Consider the following 17,733-nt stretch of genomic DNA (forward strand, 5'->3'; position numbering starts at 1 on the left):
ATGGCCTTTTTGGTCCAATTATTTAAGTGGTGCACTTGAATTGTAAATCAGGCAACTTTTTCAATATCGACCCCGTCGCTTAATTTGAAAATTTTTGAATCTGCCATGATAAATCACTCCTATTTATTTATGTTCTTTTTTTCTCTAACAACCATTTGAATCCACTTTTGTGAATAACCATACTTCCGTGCTAAATCATGCTGGTTGTGCCCATCAAATTCTGCCAAAACTCGTTGAGCCACTAATTTTCGATCATATAAGTGAACCGGAAAATTAAGCTGAGTTCCCTTATAATGTTCATAAATAATCAACATTGCCTCAGTTCCAACTAAATCATTTAGACTCCCATAAAACTGATGTAACGCCTCTGGCTCAATACGCTCTGCCATGCCCTCGCCACCTCCTAGCCTAAATTGTAATTGGTTCTTAATCTTTTAGTAACTGCACTTGTACCCGCTGTTTTCCATGAAAACAACCTTAACAAGGGCCTGGAAGTGTGCCTTAGATAAATTCAGTTGTACAAACGCTGTTATCATAGGCATTCAGCCGGAATCACGACTAAATAAAAGCTTCAAAAACGCTTTACTTGGCCATTATCATCCTGAAAACATCAAAAAAATTATTTTGAAATCATTGCTAAAGCGCCCTTTCTTACTTATCATGTCGGACTTGGTTGTTGACCCAGCGCTGTGAGTAACCATATTTTTGTGCTAATTCGTTGCTATTATGGCCATTATATTGGGCACGCAATCCAGCTTTGACCCGCTTCCGGTCATATAAATGAACTGGAAGTGTAATCTGGGTTCCCCGGTAAAATTGATAAAATTTCAACATTGCCGGCGTACCTAATAATTCATTGAGTTCGCGATAGAAGGTACTGAGCATTTCAATATCAATCTTATTTTCCATTTTTATCACCTGCTTTGACTAATTACAGCTAACCATTTTTGCCAATGGCTCACGTCAGCCTTTCCGTAACCATTAGTTACGAGTCATACGACTTGCTGTTGTTAATGCTATAATAGCAAGCAAGGTAGACACATACTGTCTATATATTTTGAATTATCTTGTGGAGGACTTTATGAACTCAGCGTATCGGCAACTTTATATTTTTCAATCATTGCTAACCAACCATATTCTTAACAAGTCCAACTTAGCCGACCATTTCGACGTTACGGAACGGGCGATTCAGCGCGACTTTAGCCAAATTAAACAGTTTATTTTTGACCAACAGCTACCTTATCAACTCACTTACTCAAGAAAACAAAACGGTTATCAATTAACGACCACCCAGGATCAACTATCAAAACAAACCGTCCTATTGCTCATCAAGATTCTTTTGGCTAGCCGGTCGTTGAATAAAACTGAACTGAACGCAACGATTGCGAGTTTATTAGCGACACTGTCCCAAACTGAACAGGCTGAAGTTCAACCAATTATTAAAAACGAGCTTTTTTATTACCAACCGTTACGCCATCAACAGGACCTAATTGCGTTAATCTGGCAGCTCAGTCGTTTTATTACGCATCAGACGACGATTGATATCGATTATCGCAACAGTAAGAACCATACAGAAACGCGAACCATTTTGCCGCAAACAATCATCTTCTCGGAATACTATTTTTACGTTGTGGCCTACAGTGCCAAATACCAGGCCAACCGCTACTTTCGACTTGATCGGATCTTTAACTACCACCTCAGTAAACAAAAAATCCACCGTAGCCGTGCGGAACACGTCAGTGGTGGTCAATTAAGACAAGTTGTTCAGTTTATGCAACCGGGTGAAAAAGTCACGATTCAGTTTAAATTTTCTGGTGTTGTGGAAGCGGCTTTAGACCGTTTTCCCACAGCCAAAGTGATTACCGCCAAAAGTAACAGTCATACGGTCCTGATTGAAACTGAGGTGGTCGATAACGGCGCAATCATGTGGCTACTAAGCCAAGGACCACTAGTAAAAGTGGTTAGTCCAGCAAGCTTCGTTCAGCAAATTCGTGAGTCATTAGAGAAAACACTTAAGCTGTATTCATCTGAAGAAGAATAAAATAGGTGTTCAAAAAAATCGTATTTAATATTCAATTGCTGAAATACCTATCAGGTTACGCAATTAATTGTCCACTCCCCATAGACTCTGTGCATTCTAGTTATTCACTCCGTCTAAATGATACTCAATTTTTTACCGCCATTTCACAATATAAATGGACTAGTTGTGATTTTGTTTGGCTATGCCTACTTCCACAGTTTGGCGCACTTTCACCCGATGAAGGCCTACGAAGAATTCTTATTTGAATCCTTTGCGGGTCTTCTATTTTTCACCATGTCAAAAAGCGACCTCACCCAGGTAGAATACGGAATGAAGTCGCTTAGAGATAACAGAAAATCGCATTATAAATTTACAGAAGCTAGTACAAAATCAACTGTAAAAGAAAGCGGTTTTATTGTATGATTTTATTAAATAAATACAAGTGAGGAGTGACCGAAATGAGTGTTATTAGTTCGATAAAAGAATTGAGCCCCAATGCAGTAGGTGATAACAGCAGTAAATTGTATTTGGCCCCAGATATTGAAGAAAAAAAGTTAAACAATGCAATGAAAGCCATGGGGGTTGAAGGAGATCCCCAGGATGTTGTAGCTATTTTAGATACAACACTTTTTCAAACTGCTAAAACAGGACTTTTATTTATGCCAACAAAGTTCTACGTACATGAATCGTTCGAAAGTCCGCAAAGTTTTGATTACGATCAGTTAGCACTTGCGATTTTTGAACAGCGTACCGAATACCATAAGGATAAAGAAAAACAAGTTCCATATTTGTCGGTTGCATTTAAGGATGGTAGTCCAAATTATGAGTTTCCGACAACAATTTTAGATTACATTGATGGTCCAGGACTAGCAGCTCTGTTAAACGAACTTGTGACAACATCGGACACGAACTCAACTATAAGTACGGAAGATGAGGACACGGAAGTATCAGAACCGAAGACAACGATTCGTTCGTTAGAAGATTTACCTGCTCCAGTTAAATTGGCTTATGTTCAGTTGATTTGTAATTTTGCTTTACAAGATGACCAGGAAATTGATGCAACCGAGTACCGTGGCATTATTTCTTTAGCCGCCCGAATTGAATTACCCTCTGATGCCCAGCGAGAATTGAATAGTTATTTGATTGGGGACAAAAAAATTGAATCCAATGAATTATTGAAAACATTGCTCGTTCAGGTCAATGAAACAACTCAAGATATTTTACATAAATCAATCATGAAAGATGTTTTGAGCTTAGATAATCAAAAAGATGATACCGATGTAACTCAGTGGCGCCAAGATAGGTATTTGAGTTCATTAGCCGAGGCACTTGATTTATCGGCAGACCAAGTTGACTTTTTGATTGATGGTATTCAACACGATCAAAATATTCTTGAACAACGGTTGAATGATACACAAATTAAGAAACAAACTAAAGATTTGGCTGCCAAAGCAGCTGCAGTAGGGATCCCCATGGCAGCACTTTATTTCTCAGGATCAGTCGTTGGTGTTGGCGCAACGGGCATTACGTCAGGATTAGCGGCGTTAGGCTTTGGTGGCATCTTAGGATTTTCTGGGATGGTTACTGGAGTTGGTGTCTTGCTTGTTGCGGGTACTTTGACGTATAAAGGTGTTCAGCATTTAACTTGGGCGCAAAGATATCGAGAATAATAAGCAACGTGAAGCGTTGTTACAGCAAATTATCCGTAACACTCAGAGAACGTTGAATTATCTAATTGATAGCGTTAATGATATTTCCCGTGGGCTAATGGAAGCATCTCAGGACGCATCAGCCAATCAAATAAAAATTGCAAAAATGACAAGACTGTTGGCAATGCTCAGTAAAGGCGCCAAAGCGACAACGCAAGATTTGGACCATTATCAATCAGAATCTGTTTTAACTAACGTTCCTGTAGAAATGGACGCTGAGCGGCTACAACAGTTGACAAAAGACCCAACAACTAAGCAATTTTATGCAATTGTTATGGCAGATTACGAGGAAAATGAGGATGGTAAATTACTGTTGAAGCCTTCCATTTCATCAGATGATGCGACCGCATTGCACGGAATTTTGGATAAGATTGGTTACCTCTCTGTTAAAGGAGTAGCAAAGTCTGGATTAGGAACGGCCAAAACAGCTATTAAAGGTATGTTCGATTAACATGGATAAATTTAGTGAAGATGAGTTGCGCAAATATGGCAACTTGGAAAAAATTCAGCAACACCAAGAAGAAAATTTGGCGCAACGAGTACAAATGGCGCATGGTGCGGTTAAAGATTTAAAACAACAGCAACATGATCAGAGCGATAGTCTGGATGCTTTAATAGTACAAGCGGAAAATCTGATGACAGGAATAAAAACGACAGTTACTGATAATGAGGTCGATACCATGAAATCCTATGTTGATCTCACTACTCATGAACAAGCGAGCGTTCAAAAAAATATGGATGCTTGGTCGCCGTTGCCAACGGTTGTATTGTCGGATAATTGGGATGGTTTCGAAAAAAATTTGCGGACCTATGCAAGTGCGGAACAATTGGATTTGAGTACTGATCCATTAACAGACTTGTTGACGCCTGAAGAACGTGAACAAATTGCAGTCAATATAAAGAAAGACTTTGGCTATCGAAAAGCACACTGTGACAAGTACGATTATACTTTAGCAACAATTTCAGGAGTGATTTCGGGCTTAATTGATGTGTTCTTTGTCGGTGGTGCGATGAAGACTAAAAATGGAGATGATAATCGGAAAGCACTACCAAAGATTACTGACAGTTGGTTTAATCACATTATTTTGAAGTATGCTCAGATGGATTATCATTTACGCCAAATTAGTGGGCAACATATTGATAACTTTCCAAAGCAAACGCCTAAGACAATTGAGCAAGGCGTACATTATCTGGAAATGCAGTATAAGGTTCCTTATGACGCGCAATATGATAAACGGCTAAAAGGATTGAAGCCCGGTGAAATGCAGATGTCGGCGGCAAACCATCATTTATTTTCCCTAGCACACTATCCTGACCTAGTTGGATTAGTTTTTTCGATTCTAGACCAATTCCTAAATACGGGGTCCTATTTGTCAAATGGCCAATTCATTCAAGCTTCGATGGAAAATAATCAGTTTAAATTACACGGAAGTAACTTTGCTGCTAAAATCTTTTGCGGATTTGTAAATTGGATGGGACATTTGGCTTCTGATGCAGTTGGTTCATCTGGTGCAGTTCATAAAGGGAACCGTGGTTCAGGGTTACCCATTCCAGGTACCGAAATTTTTCAAACATTGAATTTTAATTTACCAGGAACTGACAGCTTAACGTTATCTAAAATAGCAACTAAAGTTTTTGAACAAGGCTATGATGCTAGACACGCAGCGGCTACAGCAATTCCAGTTATGATTAATGAATTGCTAACACGTTTACTCTGGGCGCTAAAACAGTATTTTTATCATCATCAAACGGTTCCTGAAATTACAAAGTTGCGCAATGTTCCTGAACTGAGTCGCATGTTACTATGCAGTTATGGTGTGTTCGCAGGTCTCGATATTGGTGATGCAACTGCGCACGGCATTAACAAAGGAATTGAAACGGGCGGTAACAAGGCAGCTATCTTAGTTGAAACTTTCTCTAATCTGAACGTCGCCTTATACCCCCGCTTAGCATTACAAGGCTATAAAGAAGTCATGTCTTGGTACAATAATAGTCATTATAATGTTGAAGATTTTGATCATTACTTGGGACAAGAATGGGAAAGTTTGGTAAAGGTTTAAAAATTAAATATCGTAGAAATTCAGAATTTTTCTCAAACTGTTGTTGGTAATTTACCAACTAAGATTGTCTAATTACGATGTGATTAGACAATCTTTTTTAGTTCGAAAACTATTTGAATCCTTAATCTCTAAAGCTATTACAACAACCGAATCCATAACTAACCCATTTTATTATTGACTTCTCCCATTGACCCTCGAGTAAGTATATCTTAAAACGTTATGTCAGAGTTTTGATTCATTCTTGGAGTAGTATCTAAGTTCGCTTCAATCTCTACTGGATATTTGTTTTTTCCCATCCAGTACAGTTGCTAATCAAGTAATGTTTCAGTAATTAAAAAAATTTCGAAAAAACCTCCAGAAAACCTCTTATAACTCACTATTTCACCGTATCTTCTTACCTTAAACGCTTTTCACTCCCCAGTAAGAACAGTGCCGCAATTAAGCTCAGCCCCGAAATCGCTGAGATTACTAGCAGCTGGTCAAGGTAGCTCGTTGAAAAGTTGTGGACACCACTCGTCAGCGCAACAACGACCGAAATCCCGACTGATTGACCAAATTGATGGACCGTGTTGACAACACCAGAAGCCGCCCCAGCAATTTCAGGATCTGTATTAGCCACCCCTTCCGCTGTTAACGGACTGAGCACCAGTCCTTGTCCAACACCAAATATAATCATTGGAATGGCAATTGCGACCCAATAACCGCGATTTAATCCTAATGGAACGGTCAAAAAGACACCGACAGTGACGAGTATTACGGCAATGAGAATCAAACGGGCATTGCCAATTTTGCTAGATAATCTTGAAACTTGTAGCGCACCAACAAACTGTGGAATGGTGACGGGCAAAAATGCCAGCCCCGTCATCAACGGTGTAAACCCATAAATACGTTGTAAGGCTTGCGTCGTAACAAAGAAATAAGCAAACGCTGCGCCAATGAAGAAAAAGCGCGCAACATACGCACTGTTACGTTGGCGGTTAGTAAATAGCCGTAGCGGCATAATCGGACTTTTGACCATTCGTTCAGCGTATACAGATAGCCCCAGTGAAACAATCGCAATTATCAAGGCTAAGCGTTGATGCGAAGTACCGTCAATACTATAAACTAAAGCTGATAATCCTAACACGGACAACAGCGTACCCACGATATCAAGACGGCTAGTACTTTTGATTTCATTGTCTTTAACAAAATGAATTGTTAGTAAAAACATCAGTAAGCCAACTGGCACGTTTAAGAAGAAACCGTATCGCCAAGAAAATACACTAGTAATGACCCCGCCAAGTATCATCCCGCAGCTTGCACCAATCCCGGCCGTTGTTCCATAAGCAGCAATTGCCCTAGCACGCATCGTTCCGTGATAATTGTCTAACAAGAGTGCCAACGTTGTAGGCGCTAGGATGGCAGATCCAATCCCGTGAAAAGCCCGCATGGAAATAATCATTGGGCCGTTGACCGACAACCCAACCATCAGAGATCCAAAGGAAAATAACAATAATCCAATCAAAAAGACTCGCTTACGGCCATACACATCGCCGATGCGACCACCAAATAATTGGAAGCCACCAAAGGTTAAGGTGTACGCACTGCTGACCCACGCAAGTGTTTGAGCATTCAAATGAAGATCAGTTGCTATTTTCACCGTACTTGTAAACACAATCGAATTATCCAAAAGTATCATAAAATAGCTTAATAAAATAATTGGTAAAACAATTCCAAATTTCTCTTTATTTTGAGTCATGACAAGCCCCTATCTCAATTAAAAATATTTTTCTGTTAACGCACTATTAAAGATAGACGTGACAAAAGATTTAACCATTCGCTGACCTTTCTAAGCGAATGACCCAATCATAAGACAGGCTTGGCTATTTGAAAATTACCAGATTAACATACTAGTATACGACGGTTGTATACTGTCATATTAATCTGGTCCAAAAAGCGAATAAAAAAAGACGGCGATAGGCCATCTTCAAAACGTAAAACATATTTACTTAGAAACCACATTGATAACTTGGGGCTGGATTCTGTTTAGAGAAAAGTTAGCGATGCGTTAAGCCAATCGACGCCGATTTAACCAATAGACTAGCACAACCGCTGGTAATGTGATCATCATCACAGGGTAGAACCACGCCCATGGTAAAAGTGTGCTAATTAAGCCACCAAACATTGGGCCGAGTGTCATCCCTAAGTCGATACCAATATAAAAAGTACTATTGGCCAACCCACGATCACTGTCAGAAACTAGAGTCAACGCCTTAGCTTGGCAAATCGAGTACATCAACCCGTAGCCGGCAGCTAACCCCAGCGCCGCCACAACTAGCATCGCCCAGTTGCTTAAATCAATTAAGGCCAGTACACCAATAAAATTGCATCCCAAACAAATCCAGAAAAACTTTTTAAAAGGAATCCGGTCAAACAAATCCCGTAATCCTAGTCTTAGTCCTAGTAAAATGACAGCATACACAGGAAAAAACGCCCCAGCTGGTACCGAAAAATGTCGCTGTTCAATGTAACTAACAATGTACGTCTGCGTTGCAAAATAAGGCAACGAAAATAGCATTAAAATTACGGCTACCGGAATCACTTTAGGTTGCACGATTCTTAACCGCCGCGGTTGGGCTGTCTTTTTCATCGGTCGTGGAATGCCACGATTACCAACGAACTGAATTAAAACTAGCATCAATAAACTGCAAGCAGCCGATGTCCAAAAGACCAATTGATAGCTAAAATGCGCATATAAATAGACCGCTAACGCAGGACCCACTGCCATCCCCATTGCATTAGCAAGACCATAGATACCCATGCCGGAACCAATTCTGTCCGCTGGCAACAGGCTCGCCATCCAGGTTGCCATGCAAACTGAACAGAGTGTGTAGCCAATCCCAGTAATAATCCGACAAAGAATAATTAGTTTAAGATTGGTCGTGAAGCTATACCCCAAACTGGCGAGCACAAACAAGCTCCCACCCACGAGGGTTAAATGATATTTAGAAACTCGATCCGTTAAGTTACCCGCCACTGGCCGTAACAATAATGACGTCAAATTGGTCGCACCAGCAACCACTCCCGCTGTCAAGCTGTTGGCCCCAACTGAAGTTGCAAAGCCCGCAATGACGGGATTAATTAACATCGGGTTCATTAAAAAGAAAAAACTGGCTGCCAAGACTAGCTTGACATCCTTGGTATACAAACGTGTTTTCATCAAAATTACACTTTCTAAAGCTTAAATTAGTCCTGTCTATTCCACAATAACCTTCTTTTATTGTAGTCCCATGTCAAAAAGTGTGCTGAGAAATTTTTCACGGCACACTTCACTAGTTGTCACTAAAACATTGTTACTTATGAAAACTCATCTTTACAGCTATGTTCTATAAAATTCTTTGCATGGTCTTTTTGAGCTTATCTCGACAACTCATTCATTTACCTAGCAACTTCATTATTTTCATCAAGCATATCCTAAAATCCATCATCGGCTAAAGAAACGGTAACACCGGCGTAAAAGTTCCTCAGGTGATTCATTGTAGACTAATTCAAGGTCATGACGCGCCTTGATTTGCGGTTTACCGATTGTCGCCAACAAGCTATGTGACAACCCTTCACTCAGTAGTAGCGTAAAGTCAATTTGCTTGGATAACGCGGCGGTCGTGATCCATGAAATACTGCGTTCCTGATCATTCACGATTATCGGATCGATTCCAAACGAACGGAACATCTGATTGAGTCGCTGCGTCCGTTGCCAAGTCACCACTAGCACTTTTTTCCCACTCAGCTTGGCCTCAGCATCCGCTGGCAACAAATCCCGGTAATCCTTACGCGCATGGCGGCGGTGTAGCTGTAACTCATGGTGCAATCGTAACTGGCTAGGTGTAACATCACGAAAGACCGTCGTAATCACAACCCGGTTACCATCAATCTTTCCCGCATAAACGGCGTTCACCGAGAGTCGCTTTTTAGACTGACCAACGCACCGATACTGTTGGTACGCCTGACCATTGACTACTTGAAAATAATATCCACCCTGATGTTTAACAAAATAGCCAAAAATTCGGTTACCATCATTCACCATCACGTCTTCTAACAAAATCTTCCGATACCGATGATACGCATCCGGTAACCACTTAACGGACCCTATCCGCTCAACAGTTAATTCACGCATTACCTGATCTACTAACGGTAAAGTTGTCAACTTAGACTGACCTTTAGGCTGACGTCGCAATTGGGTATTTTGTTCTACCAACATATCAGTCCGTTCATGTGCTCTTTTAAGTGCAGCATCCAATCCCATCACTTGGTGTTTAAAATCATGATACTGTTTAAGTTTCTCTTTTTCTTTAGCAGTAATCGGTCGTTGTTCCTGATTAAGGATTGCTTGCTGCCGGACTTCAGTCATTTTTTCCTCAGTTTGAGCTGCAATAATCAAACTATACGCGAGCCAATCACTAGCCCCACTAATATAAGTTTCAGTCTGCGTCAATCGGTGTTGAAGATTCTGCTTAGCTGCCGATACTTGATCACAACTCTGTTGAAGTTGCACGACCTGAGCTTGGATTTGTTGTAAGTTCTCTTGTGTTACTTGCAATTGATGCTTCATTTGATGTAATTGCTGCCGCAATGCATGTGCTTGGCCTTGGTCCTGTTTCGCCTGTTTAAGCTTTTTTAATTGTCGTTGTAAACGTCGGTTTTCTCGTTTTAACTCGGCATCTGGATTCTCTTTAGTAGCCACTACTGGTTTTGACGTTGCATGTGCAGTCGTTGACACGTGGTGTTTGCGATAACGATCAATTAACGCCTTCTTGGCTTTGCGCGCCTGTTCTTGATGGTCAAAACGTTCAGCTTGATTACTCTTTTTATCAAGTTGATAAGTCATTTTCTTCACACCATATCCCCCCACTCTACTAATTTATTTAAGTGTATCATGGATGTCGCAAAAAGGGGAACGTACGTTTATACACGAGCTATTTTCTTATATGTTACACATCATTAGTTACAAATAACTTGTTCACCAATACTTATTACAGCCCCGTAATTCCCATTCAAACTTCACAATACTAGCTACAGCTCCGTAATTCTCTTTCAAGCTCCACAATACTAGCTACAGCTCTGTAATCCTCTTTCAAGCTCCACAATACTAGTTGTAGCTCCGTAATTCTCTTTCAAGCTCCACAATACTAGTTGTAACTCCGTAATTCCCTTTCAAGCTCCACAATACTAGCTATTGTTTTAAAAATCTACATATGTATCAAAAAAGGACAGCCGCAGCCATCCTTTTACATCAATCCTATTTACTTAGCAACTTCATGATTCTCATCCAACATATATTGGAATTCAATCGTCCCAGCTAACAAGTCGGCTTTAAACAAGCCCTGCGTCCCGTTGTTTTCATCAGACATCACAACGAAGTATGAGGCCCCTTCGTCAACAACGTGTTGAAAACTCACGTATTCGCCTTTAAAACCGTTCTTGCGGAACAACCCAATAATGCGGATCATTTCACGTTGTGTGACGTCATTTGCATTTGTTGCTTCACTCATGTATTCAAATACCCCTATCAATTCTTGTCTTCTTAATCAATCTCTTATGCGTCGCACTCCCGCGGGTGCTGTGGGGCTCACGGGTACCTATTTCAGTCCAATCCGTGAGTCCCTAAATCTTAATTGCCAGTGGACCTCAGCTCCGCTAACTTGTCCTCAATCAACTGATTAGCGATGCCAAATGCCTTCAAGCGCCGTTTCGCCAGTGTTAACTGCGACTTATACCGTGATGGATCTTTCTTAGCTTCAAAAGTCTTCACCACTTCACGAATCTTATGCAAGGTCGAATCAATTTGCCGCTTAGCTTCTACTAATTCTGCTTCATCATACATGTAAAGTCCTCCTCAGTTTTCAGAAAGCATTCCACCTAACTTGAAAGTGGCAGTGTCCACTTAGCGTCCGTTCTTGTCATTAATTGCCAAACTCATCCTAAGTTATCACAACTCAGCCGAATTTAGGGCCATAAAAAAGCGCCCCCCACTAAGCGGGCGCTTCTTGAAAATCTAGTAAATAATCAGCTGATTATTTGCCTAACTTTTCTTTGCCTAAGACGTTCAACTTTTCGTCGAAGTCATAAACAACTGGTTCACCAGTAGCCATTTCCAAGTTCATGATATCATCATCAGAGATGCGTTCGATGTACTTGCTTAAGGCACGTAATGAGTTACCATGGGCTGCGATGATGATGTTCTTACCATCAAGCAACTTTGGAGCAATTTGGTCTTCCCAGAAAGGCATAACCCGTTCCAAGGTAACCTTTAAGTTTTCGCCACCAGGGACGATGTTAGGGTCTAAGTCAGCATAACGACGATCGTTAACAGCTGAACCTTCATCATCAGCACTCAATAATGGAGGTAAAACGTCATATGAACGACGCCAGATATGAACTTGGTCGTCACCGTATTTTTCAGCGGTTTCCTTCTTGTTCAAACCTTGTAATGCACCGTAATGACGTTCGTTTAAGCGCCACGTCTTAGTTTCTGGAATCCAAAGTTGGTCAGATTCTTCAAGAACGTAGTGCAATGTCTTGATGGCACGAGTCAAAACTGAAGTGAAGGCATAGTCGAATTTTAAGCCAGCTTCTTTAACTTTTTGACCAGCCGCCTTAGCTTCTTCAACACCCTTTTCGCTTAAATCAACGTCAACCCAACCAGTGAATTGGTTAGATAAGTTCCATTCGCTTTGACCGTGACGAATCAATACTAATTTTGCCATAGCAGTTAATGACCTCTTTCTTATAGTTATTTACTTCCCTTATTTTACACTGAAACCGCGAAAAATCAAAACAATATCAGTTCTTATTTTCAGAGTCCGGGTGAAAAGTGATTGTTTTTTTCAGATTAATTTGCGGATGCAATCCGTGAACCGGTTTCACCCCGATAATGTCCAAGATGAAATTAAAAATTGGCACCCCAACAATCAGGCCCCATACCCCAAATAGGCGCTCACTCACGAGCAAGACCACGAACGTGTAAAAAATTGGTAACTCCGTTCGGCTCGACATAAATTTGGGATTCAGCACGTACGCCTCTAACGTATGGACGACCACAATCATGATTACCATGTAAACCACGTAGCGGAAGCCACCCACCGAGTACGCAATTAAGCTTAGTGGCACCAGTGAAATAATGACTCCAGCAACCGGAATTAAACTCAATAGAAAAATCATTAATCCTAAACTGATCAACTGTGGCATGTTCAGAAACGCCATGAACGTGACCGTAATCACCGTGTTCACAATGGCAATCAGGAACTGTGCTTCCAACACCACACCGAAACTGTTCACAAATTTTTTGGCAAAGTAATAAACATCTTGAAAGAACCAACCAAAGGTACTCGTTAAGAACCGCTTGGAAAAGGCCCGCATCTGTCGATCTTCTACGGTAAAGAAGAAACTAAGAATAAACGACAAGAAGAACGTTAAGCCCATATTACCAATGTTGGTAATGTATTGGAAAACGACCGTAATCCCACCTTTTAGTTGCTTCAAAATATCAGAATCCTGCAAGTACGACGTGACCCACGTCAATACTTGGTTCGTGTCATGCGACGGATTTTGATAAAACCGGTAGACCGATTCAAACGTTGAAAATGTCTGCTTAATTAATTGTGGTAAGTATAGTGATACCGCGAAATACATGCCTAGCACCACCAGTGCGTAGACGGTAATGACAATCATGGTCGGTGGAATTTTGACCCATTTACGGATTGTCCGAACGAGTCGCGTCACTAAAAATGTAAAAATAAACGTTAACAAAATAATACTCATCATACTGGATGCCAGATATAACATCACAACCATTAGTACCAGCACGCTTGCCCGACGTAACCGCACGTTGTGGACAAACTGTGTCCAAAGTTCCAAAAGCTCCACCCCTCTATTATCCTTACCCCCATTTTAACGGAAAAACAAATTAATAAAAATGAAAAGTCAGCGATTATTACGCAAAAAACGTGTAAAGTCATTGGCAAGCCAATAAACTTCACACGTTCGTTTCATGTTACATTCAGTTGTTTATGAAAAATGCATTTTCAAACTTTCCAAACCAAGGGCTTGATGGATGATGACGGAAGCCCCACCTAACAAGGCCGCTGATTGCACGTTCTTAGTGGCAATAATTGGTACTTGCCGACTTGGTGAAGACATCTTAGAAGTCATGTCCCGGATATTCGTTAATAACTGTGGCAAGATTTCTAAGACCGTCGTGTTCAAAACGACCACGTCCGGTGCAAACGCCGTGCTAACGTTGGAAATAACCTTGGATAAGTAGTAAACAAAGTCATTAAAGACTTTCGTTACTTCCGGATCATGATTAATGTAATCATGCTTGACCGCGGTTAAGTCCAGCCGGTCAACGTGCTTAATCGCCTTTAGCCGTGCCCACAGCGCTTTTTCAGACGCATAGTCGTTGACTGATTCCATATGGTTATCAAGGTGCCGGTCTTCTAATAAAGCCGTCCCGACTTCCCCTGCTTCACCTTCGTGACCAGAGTATAACCGTGAATCCGCCACGATCCCCGCGTGGATTTCATCACGGACAACCACTGAAACCACGTTGTTGAAAATTTCATTGTCGTGGAAATCCCGTTCAAATACAGCCGTTAAGTTTGCTTTCTTTTCAAGCATAACTGGCATCCGTAATTTGTCACGGAGATACTTAGCCAAATCAAAGTTTGCTAAGCACTTAATTGGTGTCTTCAAAATTTTGTTTTCATAAATGATGCCATCTAGGGCAATGGAAACCCCCATCAAACCGTTGACCGTGCCGTAATCATCAACGTTACGTAACTGATCTTCAATCAAGTCGATGACGTCAGTTAGGGTCATGTCACTCGTTTTAAAGCTTTGGAAATGTAAAATCTTACCATTTAAGCGTGAATACATGAGTTTAACTGCATCGGCAGATAAATCGATGCTGGCAACAAATCCGTAGTTGACGTTCAGTTCAGCCATTACAGGTTTGCGGCCACCATTTTTCGTACTGACACCACAACCGATTTCCTTGATAAAATCAGTCCGTAATAACTGATTGTAAATATCCGAAACGGTCACCTTATTTAAACTCAGATTCCGTGAAATTTGACTTCGACTAATTGGTCCCTCATTAATAACCTGTTGCAGCACTTGTTTCTCATTGGTACTACGCATCACGTGTTTATTAATAATCATTCTGAATCTAGGTGTTCACAGTCGTCCACCGAATCATTATTTGTCAGATTACTTAATCTGGCCTGCCATCGATCCGGTCGCCACGATGGTCACCTTAACCCCCTAATCTGTTAATATTCTATAGCATCAAACAAAAATAGTACACAAAATAGTCAATTTTATACCTATATTGACATTAAACTGCTAAAAAAATGCCCCTGTTTGGTATAAACCGACCGCCCCCATGAATCTAAACTACAACGTAGAACGAAAAGCATCCGTCCTTACAGATACATTCTATAACAGTTTTTATAAAAAAATCACCGATTCACACCTAAAAGTAGGTGTTTCACCGGTGATTGTTAAGTATGCTTCCATACCCCTATTAATCTAGCTATATTTATTGCAATGATTTAGCCGCTTGGGCAATCGACATATGCTGTGCTGACGCCTGTTGTAAGATGGCCTCAACCTGTGAGTCCGTATAACTACTGCTGTTAAACCCAGCCTGGTCTAATTCTGAACGGGTTGCCTGAATTTGATCCGCACTATAACTGCCCGTCTTGGCAGCCTGAGCAATGGAAATGTGTTGTTCAGACGCACGTTTCAAAATAGCTTCGACCTGGGCATCGCTATAGTTACTGTCGTCCATCCCAGCTTCGTTCAGTTCAGAACGAGTCGACTTGATTTGAGCATCACTGTACTTGCCACTAACCGTTGACTTAGCATTAGAACCAGTCTTGGCTTTATTACCACTGCTACTCCCAGCAACATCTTTCTGGCTCGTACTGCTATCACTACTCGTAGCACTCTGCGCACTGTTCTTAATCGGTGTCCCACCGGTAAGCGCCTTAAGTGAAGCGTTATTCTGTTTCTGAAGGTCCTGAGCTTGTTTATAGATGTCTTGATAAGCATTCTGCTTCAAAGTTGCGTCTTGCAACATGACTTTCAAAATCCCATTTGAATCCGTAAACTCATTTGCCTTATTCAACTCAAGAGCGCTTTGATACTGTTTCTTATAAGTTTTGCGTTTTGCTAACACCTTTTTGAGTGCCGTTAACTGTTCCTTAGAGCGGCTGACCAATACCGTTGAACCGTTTTTAGTCGTATTAACCGTCTTAAACGCACTCTTGGCTGCACTAAATTGCCGCGATTTTAATGATTCTTGTCCACCAACGTAAGTTTGTGTCTGGGTCAAGTAACGCTGGGCCGTCGTATCGTTTGCCTTCGTTCGGCTCGCATGTGTAAAATTGGTTTCTGCCTGCGTGTAATCCTTGGATTGCAACGCTTCCTTACCAGCTTTCATTTCAGTCGTGTACGACTGTTCCTGAAGCCGGTAACGTGTGTACGAGTAACCACCGACACCAACCGCAATAACTACGGCCACAACCACCCATATCCATTTTTTCATAACGACACCCCCAATGAATTGTTTCTTTCGATTATTCTATTATAACATGTTTACTCATTTGACCGTAAATGCATTGTGCTTACAAAACCATTTTCATAGGCGTATAATAATGTTTGTATTTTATGAAGAAAGGATCCTTATTCTAATGCTAGAAAAGACTTTTTACCACACCTTGTTGAGCCACTCCTTCAATATCCCAGTTAAAGTAAACTACTGGGATGGTAGTAGTGAAACTTATGGCGAAGGCACGCCAGAAGTAACGGTGACTTTCAAGGAAGCCATTCCGATGCGCGAAATTACGAAGAATGCTTCGATTGCTTTAGGGGAAGCTTACATGGACGGTCGAATCGAAATTGAAGGTAGTATTCAAAAGCTGATTGAATCCGCTTATGAATCCGCTGAAAGTTTCTTTAACAATTCCAAGTTCAAGCGTTTCATGCCTAAACAATCACACTCGGAAAAGAAGAGCCAACAAGATATTCAGAGCCATTATGACGTTGGTAACGACTTCTACGAGATGTGGCTGGATTCGACCTTAACTTATTCTTGTGCATACTTTAAGAATGAGGACGACAGTCTAGAAACCGCACAGATCAATAAAGTTCACCACATCATTCAAAAATTAAATCCACAACCCGGTAAGACGTTACTCGATATTGGTTGTGGTTGGGGAACCTTAATGTTAACTGCCGCTAAGGAATACGACTTAAAAGTAGTTGGGATTACCCTTTCACAAGAACAGTACAACTTAGTTTCCAAACGGATCCAAGATGAAGGGTTAAGTGACGTTGCGGAAGTTCGCCTTGAAGACTACCGCGAATTAGGCGGCGAAACTTACGACTACATCACCAGTGTTGGGATGTTTGAACACGTGGGTAAGGATAACTTAGCGATGTACTTTGACAAAGTTAAGCATTACCTTAAAGACGACGGGGTTGCCTTACTTCACGGGATTACCCGTCAACAAGGTGGCGCTACTAACGGCTGGTTAGATAAATACATCTTCCCAGGTGGCTACGTTCCCGGCATGACCGAAAACTTACAACATATCGTTGACTCTGGCTTACAGGTCGACGATGTTGAAACCCTCCGTCGTCATTATCAACGGACGACCGAAATCTGGGACGACAATTTCAACGCCAAACGTGGCGCCATTGAAGCCAAGATGGGCGAACGGTTTACTCGGATGTGGGACCTCTACTTACAAGCCTGCGCCGCTTCCTTCCAATCAGGAAACATCGACGTTATGCAGTACCTCGTTTCTAAAGGACCTTCTTCACGGAACTTACCAATGACCCGTGAATACATGTACGATGACAACACGGTAGCCGCTAAAGAAGCTTAATTAAACTAAAA

Annotated in this window: 16 protein-coding genes; 5 read left to right on the forward strand and 11 right to left on the reverse strand. The window is 41.2% G+C overall.

Translation table 11 applies throughout. The annotated features are described in order from the left end of the window. Positions 1-119: 119 nt before the first annotated feature. Together IV64_RS02965 and IV64_RS02970 are read right to left on the reverse strand one after the other, a co-directional pair. Complete coding sequence (locus IV64_RS02965; protein WP_057705685.1) at positions 120-389, reverse strand: Mor transcription activator family protein; 270 nt, start codon at positions 387-389, stop codon at positions 120-122. Positions 390-651: 262 nt separating this feature from the next. Then, positions 652-909 (reverse strand): Mor transcription activator family protein, encoded by a 258-nt coding sequence (locus tag IV64_RS02970; RefSeq protein WP_057705686.1) that lies wholly within the window; start codon positions 907-909, stop codon positions 652-654. A 172-nt stretch (positions 910-1,081) separates the two neighbouring features. Between IV64_RS02970 and IV64_RS02975 the strand changes: the two genes are divergently transcribed. The 4 genes from IV64_RS02975 to IV64_RS02995 all read left to right on the forward strand — a co-directional run bounded on the left by IV64_RS02975 (position 1,082) and on the right by IV64_RS02995 (position 5,789). Continuing rightward, positions 1,082-2,041, forward strand: coding sequence for a helix-turn-helix transcriptional regulator (locus IV64_RS02975; protein ID WP_057705687.1), 960 nt, complete (start codon positions 1,082-1,084; stop codon positions 2,039-2,041). Between the two features lie 437 nt (positions 2,042-2,478). Continuing rightward, a complete protein-coding gene (locus IV64_RS02985) occupies positions 2,479-3,690 on the forward strand; it encodes a hypothetical protein (protein WP_057705689.1) in 1,212 nt (403 codons plus the stop codon). A 16-nt stretch (positions 3,691-3,706) separates the two neighbouring features. After that, a complete protein-coding gene (locus IV64_RS02990; protein ID WP_057705690.1) occupies positions 3,707-4,180 on the forward strand; it encodes a hypothetical protein in 474 nt (157 codons plus the stop codon). Position 4,181: 1 nt separating this feature from the next. Next, entirely contained in the window at positions 4,182-5,789 is a 1,608-nt protein-coding gene (locus IV64_RS02995; protein WP_057705691.1) for a hypothetical protein, read from the forward strand. A gap of 394 nt (positions 5,790-6,183) precedes the next feature. On the opposite strand, the gene IV64_RS03000 is transcribed toward IV64_RS02995, so the two are convergent. The 9 genes from IV64_RS03000 to IV64_RS03040 all read right to left on the reverse strand — a co-directional run bounded on the left by IV64_RS03000 (position 6,184) and on the right by IV64_RS03040 (position 16,377). Beyond that, positions 6,184-7,527: an MFS transporter gene (locus IV64_RS03000; protein ID WP_057705692.1), complete on the reverse strand. Its 1,344-nt coding sequence runs from the start codon at positions 7,525-7,527 to the stop codon at positions 6,184-6,186. 309 nt (positions 7,528-7,836) lie between these two features. After that, on the reverse strand, positions 7,837-8,988 hold the full coding sequence (locus tag IV64_RS03005; protein WP_057705693.1) for an MFS transporter: 1,152 nt from the start codon (positions 8,986-8,988) through the stop codon (positions 7,837-7,839). A gap of 264 nt (positions 8,989-9,252) precedes the next feature. Beyond that, a complete protein-coding gene (locus tag IV64_RS03010) occupies positions 9,253-10,662 on the reverse strand; it encodes a hypothetical protein (RefSeq protein ID WP_057705694.1) in 1,410 nt (469 codons plus the stop codon). 406 nt (positions 10,663-11,068) lie between these two features. After that, positions 11,069-11,317, reverse strand: a complete 249-nt coding sequence (locus tag IV64_RS03015) for a hypothetical protein (protein WP_057705695.1) — start codon at positions 11,315-11,317, stop codon at positions 11,069-11,071. 119 nt (positions 11,318-11,436) lie between these two features. Beyond that, positions 11,437-11,649, reverse strand: coding sequence for a hypothetical protein (locus IV64_RS03020; RefSeq protein WP_057705696.1), 213 nt, complete (start codon positions 11,647-11,649; stop codon positions 11,437-11,439). A gap of 190 nt (positions 11,650-11,839) precedes the next feature. Next, positions 11,840-12,532, reverse strand: a complete 693-nt coding sequence (locus IV64_RS03025) for a 2,3-diphosphoglycerate-dependent phosphoglycerate mutase (protein ID WP_057705697.1) — start codon at positions 12,530-12,532, stop codon at positions 11,840-11,842. 76 nt (positions 12,533-12,608) lie between these two features. Further along, on the reverse strand, positions 12,609-13,682 hold the full coding sequence (locus tag IV64_RS03030) for an AI-2E family transporter (protein ID WP_057705698.1): 1,074 nt from the start codon (positions 13,680-13,682) through the stop codon (positions 12,609-12,611). A gap of 150 nt (positions 13,683-13,832) precedes the next feature. Continuing rightward, the gene (locus IV64_RS03035; RefSeq protein WP_057705699.1) at positions 13,833-14,987 is read right to left on the reverse strand and encodes an ROK family protein; all 1,155 of its coding nucleotides are present in this window, start codon (positions 14,985-14,987) and stop codon (positions 13,833-13,835) included. 379 nt (positions 14,988-15,366) lie between these two features. Continuing rightward, positions 15,367-16,377 (reverse strand): hypothetical protein, encoded by a 1,011-nt coding sequence (locus tag IV64_RS03040; RefSeq protein ID WP_057705700.1) that lies wholly within the window; start codon positions 16,375-16,377, stop codon positions 15,367-15,369. Between the two features lie 145 nt (positions 16,378-16,522). Here IV64_RS03040 and IV64_RS03045 point away from each other — a divergent pair, with 145 nt between their 5' ends. Then, a complete protein-coding gene (locus tag IV64_RS03045; protein WP_057705701.1) occupies positions 16,523-17,722 on the forward strand; it encodes an SAM-dependent methyltransferase in 1,200 nt (399 codons plus the stop codon). Positions 17,723-17,733: the final 11 nt, after the last annotated feature.

The organism is Lactiplantibacillus xiangfangensis (genome assembly GCF_001438845.1).
Lineage (GTDB): Bacteria > Bacillota > Bacilli > Lactobacillales > Lactobacillaceae > Lactiplantibacillus > Lactiplantibacillus xiangfangensis.